We start from the raw sequence: 19,305 nt of genomic DNA, 5'->3' as shown, positions 1-19,305 counted from the left end.
TCCTCAGATTACACCATAACCCGCCATTTTTGTACATTGTGCGATTTTAGACCACAGCAGAGTTGCTTTTTTGCCACTCTGCCATGTAAGCGGTACTGGTTGATACAATACGCAGTCTATTATCGTTCCGGTTCTTTAACACGTTTCTCAGATATCACCTCCTCCTGTTCTTCATCCAATATCACCTTGTCTTTCTTATCCATATCCAACAGCGCATTTAATTCTCCAAGCCTTGCAGTCTTTTCTGATAACTCCTGCTCTTTTGAAAATGGTTTCTGTGCCTCCACTCTTGCCGTTTCAAGCTGTACTTTAGTATTCTCCAGCTTTTCCCTGCACCGTTCCAGATTATCCTCAAACCGTGTAATCTCGTTATCTAGGCGAGTAATATTTCCATGAATATCTGTGCCGAGTGACACATGATAGGCCAGCTTCCTTTTTAATGCAATTACAAATTCTTTGGCAAAGGTATTATAAGCCAGCTCCATCTTCATTCCCCGGTAGGCTCCAAGTTCCACTCCATCTGGAGATTTCATGGCTTTGCAAGCCTCCACAATGGCTTTTCCAGCCTCTTGCTTTTCTGTATAAGTGATACCGTTTATCTGCATGGGTGGGAACACTTCTCTGTCTGAAGGTGTAAATTCCTTAACCTGTGCTATATCCTCCTGATAAGCAGTTATGCGCTCCTCCAAACGCTTTATCTCTGCCGGATACTGTTTAGTTGCCTTATCTTCCAACTCATACCGCTGGCTCAGAAAGTTCTGCTTTAATAACTGCAGTTTGGATACCTGAATATCCAAGTCCATCTTTTCCTTAATATAGGGATTTCCAGTAGCAAGGGCCTTGATTTCTGCATAGGATAATGCCACCTCATCAATATCCTCAACAGTACGTGCCGGACTTTTGGAAGTCATAATCTGACTGATAAACTTCTGCTTATTCTCAATAATCTGATATAGATAAGCGTCAAAGGTTCCTTCGGTTATATAGCGAACAATACTGACTTTCTTATTCCTATTACCACGGCGTATACTTCTTCCCGCCCTCTGCTCCAGGTCACGGGGACGCCAGGGACAATCCAAATCATGACTGGCAACAATCAAATTTTGCACATTTGTCCCTGCTCCCATCTTAGAAGTGCTGCCCATAAGAACACGGACAGCACCATGGCGCACTTTAGAAAATAACCCCTTTTTCTGTATTTCTGTGTTGGCATGATGAATAAATGCAATCTCCTCAGATGGGATACCTTTTTCAATCAACTTATCCCGCATATCATTGTAAACGCTGAAACTTCCATCTGTTTTGGGTGTGGACAAATCGCAGAATAACAATTGCGTTAGTTTTTTTTCTTTCCCCTCCTCCCAAAATTGATGGACTTCATTCACGCAGGCATTGACCTTGCTTTCTGGCGAATCCGTCAGCATAGGGTTAATAAGCCTTTGATCAAGTGCCAGTTTTCTTCCGTCATTGGTAATTAACAACATATTATCTTCAGTAGCGTTGACCATACCATTCCTCACACACTCTGCCCTTGTTCCCAGCTCTGCCACCATATCCTGCTGTATCTTGCTAGGCTTTGTCGTTACAACCCTATACTCCGCTTCAGGAACAGGCAGTTTTAACATATCAGCAGTCTGAATGTCCGCCACCTCCCGGAACATCATCATAAGCTCCGGCAGATTATAAAACTTTGCAAACCTTGTTTTCAGACGATATCCTGTCCCTTCCGGCGCAAGTTCAATGGCCGTCACAGTTTCTCCAAAGGTGGAGGCCCATGCGTCAAAGTGCTGCAAACCATGTGCCACCAGCGTATTATATTGCAAGTACCTCTGCATAGTATAGAGTTCAACCATGCTGTTAGAAATTGGTGTCCCCGTAGCAAATATGACACCTCGCCCACCGGTGACTTCATCCAGGTAGCGGCATTTCATAAACATATCCGAAGATTTTTGTGCCTCTGTCTGCGCAATGCCACCCACATTCCTCATTTTCGTGTAAAGATACAGGTTTTTATATAAATCTGCCTCATCCACAAAGAGGCGGTCAATTCCCAGTTCCTCAAAGCATACCACATCATCCTTCCTGCTCTGGTCATTTAATTTTGCCAGTTTTCCCTGCAATGTCTTTTTCGTTTTTTCCATCTGTTTGATGGTAAACCGGCTACCCCGGTTGCGCTTTTCCTCTACAATGCCATCCACAATCTCCGCGATTTCCATCTCCAGCATCCTGCACTGACGTTCTGCACTCAGCGGAATTTTTTCAAACTGTGAATGCCCGATAATTACTGCATCAATATCACTGGTCGCAATCCTTGCACAAAATTTCTTCCGATTCTTCTTTTCAAAATCCTTTTTGGTGGCAACCAAAATATTTGCGGCAGGATATAGTTCCATCCAGTCCGCCCCAAACTGCTCAATGATATGATTTGGTACAACTACCATGGATTTATTGCAAAGTCCAAGCCGTTTCAACTCCATTGCCGCTGCTACCATCGTATAGGTCTTGCCGGCCCCTACAACATAAGCAAGCAGTGTATTTCCTCCGTAAATAATACGGGCTGCTCCATTCAACTGATGCTTGTCCAGACGTTTTTCCGGGTTCATTCCATAAAAATGAAGATGGCTTCCATCATATTCCCTCGGACGGACCGCATTAAAATGCTCGTTATAAAATGAAGTCAGCCTCTGTCTTCTCTCAGGGTCCTGCCAAATCCAATCCTGAAATGCCTGCTTAATTAAATCCTGTTTACCCTGTGCAATGGCTGTTTCTTTCTTATTCAGAACCGCTTTTCTCTTGCCCTCATCATCCATTTCATAATCATATACACGCGTATCCCGCAGATTCAGCGTATCTTCCACAATCTTATAGGCATTTACCCGGTGGGTTCCATAGGTATTGTTTGCCTTTACATTCCCCTTGTCATTGCTTTTTCCCTCAATGTTCCACTCTCCACTAAATTTAGAAAAATGGACTTTTATATTCCATCTTACATAGTTTGGAGTATCCAACAGATAAAACATAAAGTCTGCAATGTCCTCTGATGGTATCCATGTGGAACCAAGCCGCACACTGATTTCTGAGGCAGACAGTTCTTTTGGCTGTACTTTTTCCAGGGCCTCCACATTGGGCTGATACATAGCGGAAACTTTTGCTGCCACTTTTGCCTGTTTCAGCTTTTCTCGGACATTTCCAGACAGATATTCATCCTCCGATACAAACTGTGGTTCTGCCCCCTCCTCTCCCGGCACACGGAAAATCACGCCTGCTAAATCCTGTTCGATTTCTTCTGCACTTTTCCCTACTAGAGAACACATATATTCCATATCCACGCATGCTTTTTCTGCCAATGACAAGGACAGTGCTTCACTGGAGGTATCCACTTTAGTTACAGCCGCATGGGGCTTTATGGTTCGCTTGGTAAACATATCTGCCTTACGTTCTAGAGTACCATCCTCTGCCAGAATCTCTAAGGAACACAATAGTGGATAGCTGTTATCATCAGAAAAAACCAGAGCATTTGCCCTGGCATTCAAAAGTCCATATTTTTTGTAAAAAGCATCATACAGAGTATTCAATTTCTTTTGCTGGTTCTCAATAACGGATTCTGAATACTCCTCAGTCTGGTATGTGATCAGTTCCCTTGTGCAGTCCCTTATGGCAATCATGCCTTTTACACGGTTTGCGGCTGTCATAGAAAGATCTACTGGTCTCATGCGGCTGTTTTCCCGATAATATATCTTTCCCTCAAAAACAGCATAAGAAAAGTTGACAACAGAGGGGTCTGCAGGAATAGTGTTATCTTGCTCCTCCACCAGTTCCTCCACTTCATACTCTGTAAACTCTGCCTGTATATTTTTAACCGCCTCTTCCAAAAGGCCGGCAAGTTCTCTGTCTTTATAGGAACGACAGGTGCTCTCCATGCCATACTGCGTAGACTCCATTACCATTTCGCCCAATACCATCTCCGGATGCTGCACAAAATAGCTATTCTGCAGGATGCCATTTTCATCTGTATCCAGATACATCCAGTCCGGTTCCACTTCCACCATACGGTCACGCTTCTGAAAAAACAGAATATCCGCTGTGACTTCTGTCCCCGCATTCTGCTTAAAGGTATCATTGGGCAGACGTATGGCTCCCAAAAGTTCTGCCCTTTGTGCAATATATTTTCGTACAGAGGAATTTTTCTTATCCATTGTCCCTGAAGATGTAATAAATGCAATCACACCACCCGGTCTGACCTTGTCTAAGGTCTTTCCAAAGAAGTAATCATGTATTAGGAAGTTCTGTCTGTCATACCGCTTGTCCGGCACTTTAAACTGTCCAAAAGGAACATTGCCCAATGCCACATCAAAAAAACTGTCCGGCAATTCTACTTCTTCATATCCCTGCACTGCTATGGTCGATTTCTGATATAGCTGTCCGGCAATTCTTCCTGAGACACTGTCCAGTTCCACACCATAAATTTTACAATCAGAAACGCTCTCCGGTTTCATGCCAATAAAGTTGCCGATGCCACAGGATGGCTCCAGTATATTCCCTGTCCTTAACCCCATGTTCTCCAATGCCTGATATATAGAGCGGATTACAGCAGGGGGTGTATAAAATGCAGTCAGCGTAGATTGCCTTGCAGCCGTATATTCTTCTTCCGTCAGTATATCTTTCAATTCCAAAAATTCATTGCTCCATGTAGATTTGGTTTCATCAAATGCATCGGATAAGGCGCCCCATCCTACATAGTTAGATAACATTTCCTGCTCATCCGCTGATGCATATCGCTCTTCTGCCTCACACTGTTTCAATACACGGATAGCAGCCATATTTGCCTGAAACTTCTCTTTTGATGTTCCTTTTCCAAGTTCATCATCATGGATTTTATATTGATGCCTTTGATTCTGCGGTACTTCCGGATACAAATCAAAAGATTGGACTTTTCCTGCTGATTTCTGTTTCTCCCATGCAGGGGATAGGTCCTCCTCTTCTTTTGGTTGCTGATCCTCTTTGACTGTCTGCTCTTTCTCTTCTGTAAGGGGTATTTCTGTTTCCGGCTCTTCTGATTCTGAAAGACTGCCAGTATCTTCTCTATTTTTGTTTTCGGCCGGTGATTTTGGTACTGACTGGTTACTTTTCAGGGAATCATTCGCCGGATTTTCCCTCAGCTTACGGTAAAACTCCTCGCGGTGCATTTCTCTTATAAACAAGGGGTACATCAGGTCACGCAAAACCACGATATCATCTGTAAGTGACTGGATTTCATATTCTTCTATGCCAATATATACCGTTGTCCCAATCTGTAAATCATAAGGCGGATTCATGGAGGGCAGACCGCTTATCTCTGTAATCAGCATTTGAAGCTCCGGATACAGGTCATCCTCCGGCTCCATTTCTTCTGTAATTCCATTCAAAAATAGCATGATTTGTTGGACACTCTCCGGGCTTTGCAGTTGTTCCACTAACTGTAAAATCATGTCTTCCTGTGTCTGGCCAGTTTCCATGTTGTCCTGATAACCGGATAGGTCATATTCCCGGTAAAACTCATTGAGCCTTGTTGCAAGACTGTCTTCCCTGCTCACTTCCGGTTGCGGTTCTGACAGAGTAGGGATTTCTTTTTCGGAAGGTATCAGGGTGAACAGACTATACACACCATCCCGGTAATCCATAAGATCATTGTATGCTTTCTGCATGGATGAATAATTCCGGTCAAAATCGGCTGTGTTATTCAGCACCTCTTCCATTGACTGTATCATTTCAGCTATCCGCCCTGAATCGTCAAGCTGCGGACGTATCGCATCTACACCTGAATGATAACCGGCTCCTCTTTCATAAGGACGTAAGATCTCTGCCGGCTGATTATAATAAAAATGATAAATCTCTGCCGCAAGCTCTTTCTTTTCATATTCCGGCAGGTACTCTACTTCTTTCTTTGAAAGATAGCGTTCGGCGGCAATGAGTTCATCAATCCGTTTTACCACCTGATTCCATTTCAGCAGAATGTGAGGTGCATTGTCCTGATATCCCTGATGCAGTTTTAACCCTTTTCCATCATGCATTTCCCCAATCCCTGAACCACTTAGGATAGAGGAGCATCCACCTATGCCATATTCCTTCTTTAGAAATTTTTCTTTTTCTCTCTGACTATGCCCCTGCATAAAGTAAGAATAGATACGGAACTTTCCATTCTGCATGCCGCTTCCTCTTGCTAGCGCATAGTCCACCACTTCCTGTGAAAAAGAAAAAGCAGAGGTTTTTTCCTCTGCTAACTCTTCTAGAAATGTCATCTGCTCTCTCACTGTGGGAAGTGGCCTGCTTTTATCTTTTAATTCCCCTAAAAGACGCATTGCCTCAAAATAATTTGCAATAACATCCCAGTCATAATAAGACTGTGATGTACGGGACAAATAGCTCCCCTCCCACATATGAAGTACGTTCTGATAAGTCTTATATCCTACCCGTCTTTTATCCTCCAGTGTGATTTCCGTGTATTCATCATTAAAAATACTTTTGATATATTCTGTCCGTTCCTCTTTGTCCTCATGGCTTTCATAAAATGCCTGAACTTCTTCTTTCGTTGCTTTTAAATGGGGTGTAGAAAGGAGCAGTGATTTAATATCTTCCTCTTTCCCAAAGAAAGGGAGACTGTGATCTTCACTGCTCCTGTCATACCATACTAGTTGTAAATCAGTTCCCTCATTACCGTTTCCTCTGCTGAGTTCTTGATATTGTTCGTCATTCCCAGCCACAGCATCTGATTTTCTGCTTTCAACTCCTCCGTCACCTTCTGTTCCTTCGCCATCTCTGCTGTAAGCTGTTCCATCTGACTCATTGCCTCTACTTGTACTTCCATCAAATGCTGGTTCAATTTGCCCTGTGTCAACAGATTGAGAAACATTCCGTACCGATGCTCCTTCAGGTAATTCCGGCGGAGTGAGGCGTACTTCCCAAGATGTACTTCCGGTTCTTCTGGAACGGTTAAGTCTGGCAACTGGTAATCTCCCTGCTTGCTGTATGTGATTTTCTTCATCTTCAAGGCTCCTTTCTGTATCATTTTCTGTCTTTTTAATTTCATTATATCCCTCTGTATTTGACTCCTCAAATGTGCGTTTTTTGCTTTTTTCTTCTAACTGTAGTTTCCGCACGGTATCCGCAACCTCTGATAATGCCATTTCTGACACCTCACTGGCCATCGCCCCAAACAGGTTCGCAAGCTGTGGTGTATTAAAGTCCATAATCCACCTAAAATCACCGACTTCAAGGTATTCTTCCGGCTGTATGCCACATCGTATCAGCATCATGTAGGCAATACTGTTAGCCAGCAGATTCTTTGCCTCCACCTCCACGCTGTACTCATCTAATTCCACCAGAAAACTGTTCTCCCGGCCAACTAAAATATCCTGCATGTAATCAGAAATATTATCATCGGCGGCATTTTTTGCTGCCTCCAGTACGGTTCGTACAAAATCTGTAGTTTCCTCTGCCACACCAAATGCATTGTAAATGGTTTCCTGTACCGCCTGCCTATACTTCTCCCCCACTTCCCACAATGGTACAGGGCGCACCAGACGACGGTAGCGCCCTTCTTTTGTATCTGAAATATCAAAGTAATATTTCAGACGCATGGTATTCACACTTTTATCAAAAACCGCAATTCCTTTCGCATCCCGCTTTACCCAGCGCCCAAACTTTCGATTCCAGTCCTCCATTTCCAACACAGCAGACGCATCTGGACGTTGTACATGAATCAGAAGCTGGTCATCAAAAGGAAGACGGTAATTACGGCAGGCAGAGCGCAAAAATGCTGTCCAGTGCTCCGGCTTTGCAGTCACTTCCTTTATGGCAGAGGCATACAAATCGGTAATCAGGTCAAGTTTCTTTGCCAATACGCTTCCTCCTATCTTTCTTGTTCTTTTTCCTTCCTCTTAACAGGCGGATATTTTTTCTGAAATTCTTTGACTGTCCGGCAATCCCCTCCTGCATAGCTCCAGTCCTTTTCCGGGTCAATATTCAGATATCCGTCTGATGGCAATCGGATTGGCGCCCTTGTGATAATGCTCCCAAAATGATTGACCATGATTCCCCTTGCAATCTGCACCGGGTCCCCCCATCCCTCATCATCGTGCCTGATCTCATAAAGATACAAGCCTTTCGGTATGCTGTTTCGTTCAATCCTCATATCATGGAATAAAGCTGGTTTGCCAAGCACTTCAATTTCCATAAAGGTTTCTTCCATTGCATCATATCTTGCCATCTATCTGCACCTGCCTTTCCCTGCCATACTCTCTCATATTTCCCCACCGCCTAAAAATGTGATGACCTTGTTTGCCTTGACTGCTTTTTGTATCTCATTGATGATTCCAATTTCTGCTACACTAATTCCCGGCAATTCCAGAATCTCATCCATGGTCATGGCAAGGACTGCCTTTTCTGTATCAAATCCTGCATCCATCAGTTTTGTAATTGTTCGGACCGCTTTATGATTCATCTTTGCCATAAAATACCTACCTTTCCTGCCCTCTGTTTTTTGCTTTTACTACCTTTGCCTGACTTGAATGTTCCTGTCTCTGCTCTAAAAACTGCACTTCCTCCAAACCCCTTTGACACAAGTCCTTTGTCGCACTTAACAGATTATCCGTATAATGTCCCCAGTAATAATCCACGCCATTTGTACACTTCCATGTCACAAACTGGTCTGGACTGGTCTTATGAACACCAAGTACAAACTCTGTTTCTCCTATTTGGACTGAGCTAGTTATCACATAGCCTGCATTCACTCTTTCTCCCACTATTACACCTCCCTTCCCCTATCTGGCTTTAAAACCTCTGTTTCCATTTCCTGTTTTTGGATTCCTTCAAGTTTTTCCTTTGCCCACTGCGGCAGACATTCCGGTTTTACTTCGCCCAAAATATCGTACCGCTCCCACCTCCCCCGTTCCCCACTATAAAGATTTGTATAATAACAGGCATTCCCCCTGGAGTTTCCATTCGCCCCATTCCCTCCGGTCACATAAATAAGCTGGTAATCCGCTGAACGGTATTCCGGTCTTAAAATCTCTGCCTTTACCGCCACGACTTTTCCTACAATGCTCTCATCCCGATTATCCTTAAAACACATCTCCGCTGTAATTGGCTCTCTCGATACTGTGACTTTTTGCTGCTCGGCTCTTATCCTTTTACACTGCTCTTGCACACGCCCTGCAAACAACTCCATTAATTCCACGTAATCATCACCAATCATGCAGTCGCTGTAGGAATCAAAGATGTCATTGCTGGTATAAAATGCACATAAATAAGGCATTTCTTTCTTTTCATCCACACCGAAGACTACTTCTTTATCTCCAATACAAATCCCCTGTGTAATCTCATAACTCTCTACCATACGTTTTTCTTGTTTTTCACTCATAGCTTCTCTGCCTCCTTTTCACTATGTAAAAAGGGTGGCAAAACGCCACCCGCTAACTGGATACAAACTATATTTCATAGTTTTTTATGTAATTGTCTCATAAAAATAACCAAACACCAGATAACTATGAATATCTGATGTTTGGTTGCCTGACTATTAAATTAAATTTTAGTATTTTCTTATTTTTATATTGGAAAACCCAAACCCTACAGGTTATTCATTATCTGTGTAAACAGTGTTGTTTGGCTATACTCAATCTCTGTGGAGTTATAAATATGTAGACCACTTTGCATATATTTTACTTCTTTTTCTAATTCGTCATGTCTAAATGCAAAAGGTTCAGGGAAACGTCGTGAGCTGGAAATTCCTGAATTTGAGTTTGAAACAAATATCCACTTCCCATACATTTCATCTTTTTGTTCAAGTAAAAAAATGTTTATCCCATATCCATTACTAACATATAATCCGCCCCAAGCTAAAATTCTGACATTTTTATAATAAGGAATTTCAAGTCTTTCTATTGTTTGTATTTCATATGCTGGATAATTGTAGATATCATCTCCAACAGCATTTCCCCAAATATCTATTTTTTGTTTCCGCATAAAGTTTTCTTCCAGTATTGGTTGTATTTTAATTGTAATCGAAATAGTTGATGGCAATTTTATCGTAGTTGTAATACCTTGAATTGAAGAACATGTTTCACTTTTTGAAATAGAAATCTTTTCACTTTGAGATCTCAAGTTGAAATCAGTTATTAATCCGTTTAAAGGAATCAATATATCATTGTTATATTGATATTCTATTTTTTTGCAAAACTCATCAATTTCATTCTTTCGTTTTTGCTTCTTACTTTCTTCTGTTTTTTTAGTATTATCTCTCTCTAACTGAATATTTAACATGGTGTCTATAATATCAATATCAGAATTACTTTGCATACTAATATTTGATAAGGCAGATGAAATCTCATTCCAGTCTTTATACCTTCGACTAATGCTTTTTTCAAGCATTTTCATTATTATACCTGACAACCCTGGAGATATGCCTTTATTAAAACTATTCAAAGCTTTGGGAATACCAAAAGTATGAGCCTGTTTGTATGCATGATAATAATCTTTATCATTAGTTACATCATACGGATAGGATAATGATGCTAATTCATAAAAAACGATACCCATTGAATATATATCCATTTGTATTGTGTTTTTTGTATAATCCCATGCTTCAGGGGACATATATTGATACGTACCGCCCCCCTTAAATGACATTGTCCTAGTATGTTCACAAGACAACTTACATAATCCAAAATCTGTAATTTTCAAGATGTTACCATGAATCAAAATATTGTCAGGCTTTATATCTCTATGCACCAATCTCGAATTAATAGCTGTCATTCCATTTACCAATTGCAAAAATAGACTCATTAATTCTTCAAAAGAAAATAGTTGATTTGACCGTTTCTTTTTTTCTAAAAGAATAGATAATGAACCTTCCTCTGCATATTCCATTATTATATATGGTGGTAACTCAGGAAACTTGTTTCCGTCATGAGTATAAACATATTTAATCACGTTTGGAGACGAAACCTGCTTTGCCATTTCAATCTCGTTTGTAAGTACCCTAAACTCATTATCATCGCGGAAATCTGATAATAGTGTTTTTATTGCATACTTAGTACCGTCATCCTTCTTTTTTGCTAACCAAACAGAACCGAATCCTCCTCTACCTATTTGATCTATTACTTCATAATCTGATATTTCATCAGTAAATATTGTTCCTTTTGTTACCACCACTGTACTTCACTCCTTTTAAAAACAGTTTAATTTTGCCAGTTCAAAAATTCCATTACATAGATACTCATTAAAATATTTTTCTATTTATATGATACAGAGGTTATCACTAATTATCAACAACTTATTTTACCCCAAAAATTATTTAGTAAGTAATATTCTCCCTTTTTATTGTACATATTGTGTATTACATTTTTCAACTTCCAACTTCAAATATTTAATGCCGTTCTTTTTCCATTAACTTTGTTTGCAATCAGAGGACAGCAAAATGCCGCCCTCCAATACCTACTTGTATTATTTTTTCTTTTTTCTCACAAGAGACCAAACTGCCACACCTAAGCTAAATATCGCCATTCCGGCTATACTCCATGTTCTCGGTTTCGTCTATTAATCCTCTTTCTTTTTTCTTTGCTCTGACTGCCAACACACCAAAACCAGTCAGATCCGCTGCGGACAATGCTAATAAGGCTATCCACAGTCCCACGTTCCTGCCATCTCCCGTTTTTGGTGTGGTAATCTGTTCTTCCGCCTTCTTTTCATTGGTCATGGTTACTTTTACAATCTGACCATTTTTCTTGATTTCAAAGGGATATTCCTTCTCATCAATCTCATATCCTTCCGGTGCTTCATATTCCTGATAAGTGTATTTCCCATAACGAAGTGTAAAGGTTGCAAGTCCATTTTTATCAGTGACTCCGGTTACAACGATATTTCCCTCTTCATCCTTAATGCGGAATCCTGCATTTGGAAGAAGCTTTCCGTCCGCTACATCCTTTTTCGTCAACTCCAGCTTTCCGGTAATGGGCTGGTTAATGAATCCAACACCTGCCTTATTTTCCACATCTACGATTTTGCCATCCTCTGTCACTTCAAAGAAATATGCTTCTTCATCCAGCATAAATCCCTTTGGTGCAGTTTTTTCTTTTACAAAATATCCGCCATACAAAAGCTCATCTTGCTGGTAAATACCTGTTGCAATCTCCGGTATTTCTCCAAGAAGTTTATCTTTATCCTTATCGAACTTTTTATCTCCATCCGTATCCTGATACAATTCAAACACCGCACCTGACAGCTTATTTGCAGGATATTCTGCATCCACCTTTGTCAGACGGACACTGCCCTTTATCAGCCTATTGGCTATCTTCACTTCAATTACTTCCTTATCAGCAGTCACTGATACATGATGAATAGATTCGTTTAGCACATAACCGTTCGGGGATGCAATCTCTCGCACAATATAATCTCCATATGGTACATCCTCAAAAGAAAATGCCCCGTCTTTTCCAGACATAGACACTAACAGCGCCTTTTCCTCTGTAAATTCCTTTGTACCTGCCGAAAACAGACCAATCTTTGCACCTTCCAATGCCTTTCCCTCGGTATCCACCTTCAGACCGGAAATGCTACCACGAATCAATTTATTTTCTATGGCATTTCCATCATTTGAGTGAATCACAATAAGGGCAGCATCCTGTCCCTGATAACTGAACTCCAGCGGATATTTTTTATCAGACAAAAGATAGTGCTGATCCGTTACAACCTCTTTCACATAATATTTCCCAAAGGTCAGGTCACTGGTAAATGATGCTTTTCCCTCCGTATTACAGTACATAACTTCTAGCAATCCATCTACTGGAATGACAGTACCGTCAGCTGCCTTTAACTCCTCTGCTGCATACAGACCAAAAGCAACATTTTGGATTTCGCCTCTATTTCCAATACCAAAGGTTTCATCCTGCTCCAGTGCTTTGTTCAAATCAATTTGAACTTTCTGACGTTCATTGTAAAAGCTGGTATCTGTACCTGTGACAGAAGTTTCCTGTCCGGCATAGATAAGCTCCACTTCATTGGGTGTCGTGTTTAGTACCATTCCCTCCGGTGCAGTCTTTTCCACAACTTTGTACTTCCCTAAATACAGCTCCTTTGATTCCGCATTTCCTTCTTTGTCTGTGGTCAGTGTGTCTAACGCATCTCCTGCAGAGGCTCTTACAGTTCCATCCGATGTCACAATATCCGCAAGGGCAACTATCTCATACACTGCTCCAGCCTGTCCTATAATGTCATAAATAGGTGTATAAATATTTTCACCCTCTACTAGGTTTCCATCTTTGTTTATCACACCATCACCGGATATTTGGACACTGGCAAAGTCCTCGCCGCTTTTGTGGACTTTGATTTTCCCTTTCTGTGGCATATCTTTCTTTTCGACTGTCACAACTGTCACTCCACTTTCCTCTGAGGAATTTCCCTGTGTAACAGTAAATGGAATCGGTGTACCATCCAGCACATAACCATAAGGGGCCTGCACCTCTACCAGTTTATAATTTCCATAAGACAACACTTCCGGTGTAATCAGATAACCTTCTGAATTGGTGTAGAACGTATCAATTGTGGTGACTTCCGGATAAGTGTATTTCATAGTCACAAGAGTTCCCGTTTCACCATAAATATGAAATCCTGCCCCGGATAAGGGAATAACCTTTCCAGTTTCCGCATCCTTTTTTACAATTTTGATATAAGATTCAAAAACACTGTTGTTTATCAGATATCGGTAAACTCCCTCATTTTTGCTGATATACACATCAAAATCAGCAATCAACTCTCTTCCTTCCCATCCTTTCGTCTGGTGTATGGTATAAACTCCATAAGGAAGCTCTTTCGTCTGTGCATATCCATTTTCATCACATACCAGTATGTCACGCTCGCTTTCCTTTGCCTTATCATGTCCCCCGGCCTGTTTCAGGTATACCTGAAATTCCGCACCCTTTTCTGGCGTTTCAATCTTTGTGCTGCCATCATCCGCATGTTTGATAATGGAAACATGACCTTTGATAACCTGCTCTGGTACATCATTTGCTGTGGCATTCAGCTCAACCGTATAATTCTTTGCCTCTGCCCCTACATGATGTACTTTTTCATCTAACAAGTATCCTTCTGATGGAGATATCTCACGGATTGTCCAGTTATCCCCACAGATATAGTATTTTGTAATAAAGCTTCCTTCTGCATCTGTGGTATAAGTGTCCACTAAGGTATCCCCATTGTAAATTCCATAGACTGCACCTGCTAATGTCGCATCCCCTTGGGGCGTGCCTGTTTCCGCATCGCTCTTTTTCACATTGACACGGAATTTCTTTAAGACATTGGTCACGGTGCTGTTTGCGACCTCATTCCATTTGATTGTCACATTCTGTTTTTGTGGAACAACGTAACGGACTGCGGTATCCACTTCTTCCAGGGAATAAGGTGTCGCACCGGAAACCAGTATTTTTGAAAATGTGGCAACACCATTTTTATCTGTGACCGCATATTCATCCACGGCTGCACCGGAAAGTGCAGTGCCATATAAGTGGAACTTCATCCCTTCTACCAGCTTATCCTCAGAACTTTTTACAACTTTCAAATCACCACGTTTCAAGAGATTGGAAAACTCCACCTTTGCGGTCTCTCCACCTTTTACCGTAACTTTCTGTTCTTTCTGTGGCTCATAACGGTTCTCAGTCAGCTCTTTCACAGTGTAAGTTCCCGGATTTAAGTTTTCCACCTTCATGGTCCCGTCTTTACCCGTTGTAACCGTCTGATCCACTCCATTCCCGGTAATATGGAATTTCATTCCCTCTACCACACCATCTTCTGAGGCTTTCACAATCTGCATATGACCGTATGGGATTTTGATATTCAGATAGGCTTTCACCTCCCCTGTATTTTCCACCCCGGTTACAACATCCTGCAGAGAGGGATGTCCATAAGCCACCAGCTTTGCACTGCTGCTGACAGTAGGAATGTTCTTTGTCGCAGATAAAAGGACTTCCTCCTGCAATGCTTTTGTGGATGTGATGGTCAGTGTATTGCCAGAAACACTAACTTTGACATCACTGTTAGACGAAGTGAAACTAAACTTGGAAAGGATACCCTTTTCATCATTCAGTTTCAGCACATATTTCTCCCCATCCCACTTTAATTCCTTTGCTGCACTGTCCTTTTTAGAAGTCGCAAAACTGGGGATTTTGGCATGATTCTTCATGCTTTCTATAATCTTGTTATAAGCTGTTGATATACCACCATTTGCTCCTCCGGCACACAATCCTTCATAGAATTTACTATCTGTTCTCCCATAAGGTGAGGTGGCATTTCTGCATTCCGTAACGATTTCCCATATAAGCATCTGCGTGGCAAGCACCTTTTCACTCTCTGTTCCAGATAAACTTCCCATGCTCCCCTGTGCCCCATAAAGCAGTGCAAGGTTTACCGCGCTTTTCTGATTTTCGCTTAATGCATTCCATGTGTCGGATGCATTCTTCTGTAGGGTGTTTCCCACATTCAATGGCATACCGGGCTGGATGCAGTAAGCATTTTCCCCATCTGCATAGATACGGGTCACGAGCTCTCCTGCATAACCACAGGTAATTCCATTATGGGAATGGGTCTGCTGATAACGGATACTGTTTCCTGCCTCATCGTAACAATAATCAAAAGTCATAGTGGCCCTTTCCGATGCTGCCGATATTATTGTTTCCGGAAGCACTGACACAACCGTGGCTAACGCCAGCGCCGCTGCAACTCCTTTCCTCACAATCTGTTTCCACTTTTTCAACTTGTTTTCCTCCTTTTCTTTTTGCCTGTATAAAAAAATTCCTACAATCTTTTCTTTTTGCAGGGAGTCTGTCTTTGAATCTTTAGTTTGTTTGCCAAAAAAGGATAGCCACAGGCTCCTATATTGTTTTTCGGCTGGTAATCTGTTGGTAAACTGGAAGGGGTGGGGTGTGGGGAGGGGAAACAAAAAAAACCGGGGTTCTCACCAAAAGACCCACTTCGCCCTCGGCGGATGGATTATCTTTCTCTGCTGCGTTCTCGTTTTCGATACATCTCCAATGCCTTAACAATCGTTTCTTCCATTTGCTTTGCGGGCGTCCCCGGCGAAAAATATTTGCTGATACGTTCCTTTGGCATACGGAACTGTTCTTTTTGATTGCCTTTTTCCTCTGTCATAATGGAAAAGATAACATCTTTGTTAAGCCGCCCCTCTTCGAAAAACTTCCGCATTTTGATTGCCTGTGCGTGGCTCGGTGTGCAGTCCTCCAACTGCATGGTGTCAAATAGCTCTTCCTGCTCTGTTTTCGGCAGGTAAGATAATTCTACCGCTGGGCGAATGGCAATTTTGCCTTCATCCACCATATCCAAAAGAGGTGTAATAAGTTCGGTTAAACGGATATAGCGACGGATTGTTTCTCTGCTTTCTCCCGCTTGTTTCGCCAATTCTTCATTAGCACGAAACTTTGACACCACTGGTGTCGAAGTTAAGTCTGTTCTTTGTCCTTGCCTACTCATAGCCTCTAACTTCATTTTGTAAGCAAATGCTTTTTCTGAGGGCAGAATCTGCTCTCTCTGTAAGTTGGAATCCACCATAACGATTGTGGCTTCATCATCCGATAAGTTCCGCACAATACAAGGGATTTCTTTTTGCTCTGCCAATTCACTTGCCATTTTCCGTCTGTGTCCGGCTATCATTTCATAGCCACCCTCCGGCTTTGGCCTGACAAGAGCCGGCACTAACACACCATACTGCTTTATGCTTTCCACCATATCCAGCATTTTTTCATCCATTTTTACCTTAAACGGATGATTTGGAAAATCACTGATTTCTACTATCGAAATATCCATAATGCTTTCCTGACCAGCTACATCACGCTCTGCCTGTGTAGTGAACAAATCATCTGCTGCGGGAAGATTCATGTTGATGCCTTTGCTTTTGGCCATCTTGTATCACCTCCCTAGTAAATGATTCATACGCTTTTGCCGCCGCTCCGTTTTTGTCATAACTGTAAATGCTTTGTCCCGCTGCACTTGTTTCCGCTGCTTTTACTGCAACGGGTATCACGGACTGATACACTTTTATTATCCTGCCATAATTCTGTTGTAAACTTTCTGCTGTTGCGCGGGCAAGATTTGTCCGCATATCTGCTAAAGTTAACAGAACCCCATCCACTTTTAATCCGGGATTGATTTGTCTTTGTACCTTACTAATTGTCCGCATAAGCTGTGTCATTCCTTTTAAAGGCAGGTAATGAGCCTGCACCGGAACAATTACGCTGTCAGCCGCCGCAAGGGCATTGATTGTTAACATACCTAAACTTGGCATACAGTCAATGAGAACGTAATTATAATCTTTCTTTAGTTCACTCAGATAGGATTTCATGGTAAACTCCCTACTCATAGCATTTACCAACGTCATCTCCATTCCAGACAATTCAATATTAGATGGGATAAGGTCTACACCCTCAACATGGTGTAAAATTCCCTCATGGTAGTCGAATGGTTCATCACGGATTAACCCGTCCATCTGCGTTGCCAGTGTTGTTGGAAGATTATCCTGATCTCCCCAACCTAAAGAAGTAGTCAAGTCTCCCTGGGGATCAGCATCCACAAGCAACACTCGCTTTCCTGCATTTGCAAGTCCAATGCCTAAATTTACTGTTGTTGTAGTCTTTCCAGTTCCTCCTTTCTGGTTCGCAATGGCAATTACCTTGCATTTTGACATCACGGTCTACCTCCTTTCCTGAAAATTTAATATAGCCCTTCCTTTGTGGGGAATGGCTATGTACTAAAATAGACATGAAAAAAGCCGACTGATTTTCGTTTTTGAAAATCAATCGGCTATGTAACGTTTTTCTTATAAAATACTTTTATATGACTTAATACCCTATATTATGCTGTAAACACCAAATTAAAATATCTTCTGTAATTCTTAAAAACATTAAAGCATCCTCTTTGGATGGAATTTCTTCGCCATGTGTTCCTAATCCAGACATCGCACTATACATACTTACAAATAATCTATATCTATTAGCACCTTTTTTATTATCTAACCAATATGTAAAAATTTTTTTAATGGATACAAGTTGAGTATTGGAATTATCAATAATACTCTCATTTGTTGCTACCAAAATACCTTTCGCATAATCATTCTGTGAGTCTAGTTTCTTAAAAAACCCTTCAAAAACACTTCTAGTATTGTCCAAGCAACTTTTATATTCTGAATTTCCATAATTTGATATAGCCTCTAAATAATATGGTAATAAATCACCATGTTTCTGTTCCAACGCTGCCAATAAAAATGTCTTATCTTCTTGCCTGCCAATAGCTCCTTCTGAAAAAGCTGTCAATTGATATTTATACAAATCATACTCATAATCGTCCTCTATATGTTCTCTTGTCAATTCATATCCAATTATTTCTAAATAATTGCTCAATATTTCAAAATCATTTCCTTCAATTTTTCGAGTTCTATCAAATATTTCTTTCAAAAAACTTCCCAATGCTTGTTTATTATTTTCTATTTCTTGACAAATTGCAAAACAAGTTTTAACCGGACTATATTGGGGATTATCGTTTTTCCAAATTCCATTCATATAATATGGAATCAAATCTGTTTTGTACTTGTCAACAAGAGATGATAGACCTGCACATCTCAAAATAATTTCTCCGTCCTCTGTTTGCTGAATAGCTCTATCAAAATATTTTCCAAGTATACTATATGTCTTAGCTAAAACTATCTTTTCTTGCGAATCCAATTGAAACATATTCTTCTCTCCTCATCCTATTTCATTCTCTCTATACGAACTTCCACCAAATCAGTTACAAGTTCATTACCATACAATCCATACTCTCTTCTTCTCCGCCCCCATACTTCCCAGTACGAAAAATCCCCAAAACCACACATTAAATTACCTAGACCCTTTAAGGAAATGAAATACTCTACAACATATCCAGTCAGTCTTTATCCTCATTTATTATAATCTAATTGCAGTCTTTCAGCAATCAGATTATCAAATATCAATTTTGAGAGAACTATATTACTAAAAAAGAGATGACACGCGAATTTTTTATAAGAAAGAGGTAAAGTTTGAGATAGTATTTTGGAGATACGATCTCTAAATCCCCAGAATATCCATCAATACAGGCTTTTTCGAGGATTTAAGATTCATTATAAAAATTTCATGGTAAACTTCCTCATGGAGATTACTCTGTATTTTGACATCACAGCCTGCCTCCTTTCCTGAAAAATTTAATAGCCAATGCCTTTACGATGAATGGCTATGTACTATAAACAGACATGAAAAA

At 41.0% G+C, this 19,305-nt stretch carries 10 protein-coding genes and 1 pseudogene; all 11 read right to left on the bottom strand.

Translation table 11 applies throughout. The features are described from left to right. Positions 1–119 precede the first annotated feature (119 nt). Positions 120–3,485 (bottom strand): annotated as a pseudogene (locus A8805_RS23175) (helicase-related protein); the annotation flags it as partial. Positions 3,486–6,667: 3,182 nt separating this feature from the next. Beyond that, the gene (locus tag A8805_RS23040) at positions 6,668–7,021 is read right to left on the bottom strand and encodes a TnpV protein (protein WP_109713993.1); all 354 of its coding nucleotides are present in this window, start codon (positions 7,019–7,021) and stop codon (positions 6,668–6,670) included. Positions 7,022–7,888: 867 nt separating this feature from the next. Further along, positions 7,889–8,245: an LPD28 domain-containing protein gene (locus A8805_RS18555; protein ID WP_109713943.1), complete on the bottom strand. Its 357-nt coding sequence runs from the start codon at positions 8,243–8,245 to the stop codon at positions 7,889–7,891. Positions 8,246–8,278: 33 nt separating this feature from the next. Continuing rightward, positions 8,279–8,488 (bottom strand): hypothetical protein, encoded by a 210-nt coding sequence (locus A8805_RS18550; protein WP_181392912.1) that lies wholly within the window; start codon positions 8,486–8,488, stop codon positions 8,279–8,281. A gap of 7 nt (positions 8,489–8,495) precedes the next feature. Continuing rightward, on the bottom strand, positions 8,496–8,780 hold the full coding sequence (locus A8805_RS18545; protein ID WP_109713942.1) for a hypothetical protein: 285 nt from the start codon (positions 8,778–8,780) through the stop codon (positions 8,496–8,498). 2 nt (positions 8,781–8,782) lie between these two features. Next, positions 8,783–9,397, bottom strand: coding sequence for a hypothetical protein (locus tag A8805_RS18540; protein WP_109713940.1), 615 nt, complete (start codon positions 9,395–9,397; stop codon positions 8,783–8,785). 206 nt (positions 9,398–9,603) lie between these two features. Continuing rightward, entirely contained in the window at positions 9,604–11,187 is a 1,584-nt protein-coding gene (locus A8805_RS18535; RefSeq protein ID WP_109713938.1) for a serine/threonine-protein kinase, read from the bottom strand. A 337-nt stretch (positions 11,188–11,524) separates the two neighbouring features. Continuing rightward, positions 11,525–15,778, bottom strand: a complete 4,254-nt coding sequence (locus A8805_RS18530; protein WP_109713936.1) for a SpaA isopeptide-forming pilin-related protein — start codon at positions 15,776–15,778, stop codon at positions 11,525–11,527. 236 nt (positions 15,779–16,014) lie between these two features. Further along, complete coding sequence (locus A8805_RS18525; protein ID WP_109713933.1) at positions 16,015–16,941, bottom strand: ParB/RepB/Spo0J family partition protein; 927 nt, start codon at positions 16,939–16,941, stop codon at positions 16,015–16,017. After that, complete coding sequence (locus A8805_RS18520) at positions 16,895–17,722, bottom strand: ParA family protein (RefSeq protein WP_109713931.1); 828 nt, start codon at positions 17,720–17,722, stop codon at positions 16,895–16,897. The genes A8805_RS18525 and A8805_RS18520 overlap by 47 nt, the downstream gene beginning before the upstream one ends. A gap of 154 nt (positions 17,723–17,876) precedes the next feature. Further along, positions 17,877–18,764 carry a hypothetical protein gene (locus A8805_RS18515; protein ID WP_109713930.1) on the bottom strand — a complete coding sequence of 296 codons (888 nt, stop codon included), beginning with the start codon at positions 18,762–18,764 and terminating at the stop codon, positions 17,877–17,879. Between the last annotated feature and the right edge of the window lie 541 nt (positions 18,765–19,305).

The organism is Faecalicatena contorta (assembly GCF_003149105.1).
GTDB lineage: Bacteria > Bacillota > Clostridia > Lachnospirales > Lachnospiraceae > Muricomes > Muricomes contortus_C.
This window is presented reverse-complemented; position numbering and strand designations above follow the sequence as displayed.

Excerpts from the sequence above, each read along its gene's own strand:
- A8805_RS18525 (WP_109713933.1), bottom strand. The coding sequence starts at position 16,941 with ATGGCCAAAAGCAAAGGCATCAACATGAATCTTCCCGCAGCAGATGAT.
- A8805_RS18550 (WP_181392912.1), bottom strand. The coding sequence starts at position 8,488 with ATGGCAAAGATGAATCATAAAGCGGTCCGAACAATTACAAAACTGATG.
- A8805_RS18555 (WP_109713943.1), bottom strand. The coding sequence starts at position 8,245 with ATGGCAAGATATGATGCAATGGAAGAAACCTTTATGGAAATTGAAGTG.
- A8805_RS23040 (WP_109713993.1), bottom strand. The coding sequence starts at position 7,021 with ATGAAGAAAATCACATACAGCAAGCAGGGAGATTACCAGTTGCCAGAC.
- A8805_RS18515 (WP_109713930.1), bottom strand. The coding sequence starts at position 18,764 with ATGTTTCAATTGGATTCGCAAGAAAAGATAGTTTTAGCTAAGACATAT.
- A8805_RS18540 (WP_109713940.1), bottom strand. The coding sequence starts at position 9,397 with ATGAGTGAAAAACAAGAAAAACGTATGGTAGAGAGTTATGAGATTACA.
- A8805_RS18520 (WP_109713931.1), bottom strand. The coding sequence starts at position 17,722 with ATGTCAAAATGCAAGGTAATTGCCATTGCGAACCAGAAAGGAGGAACT.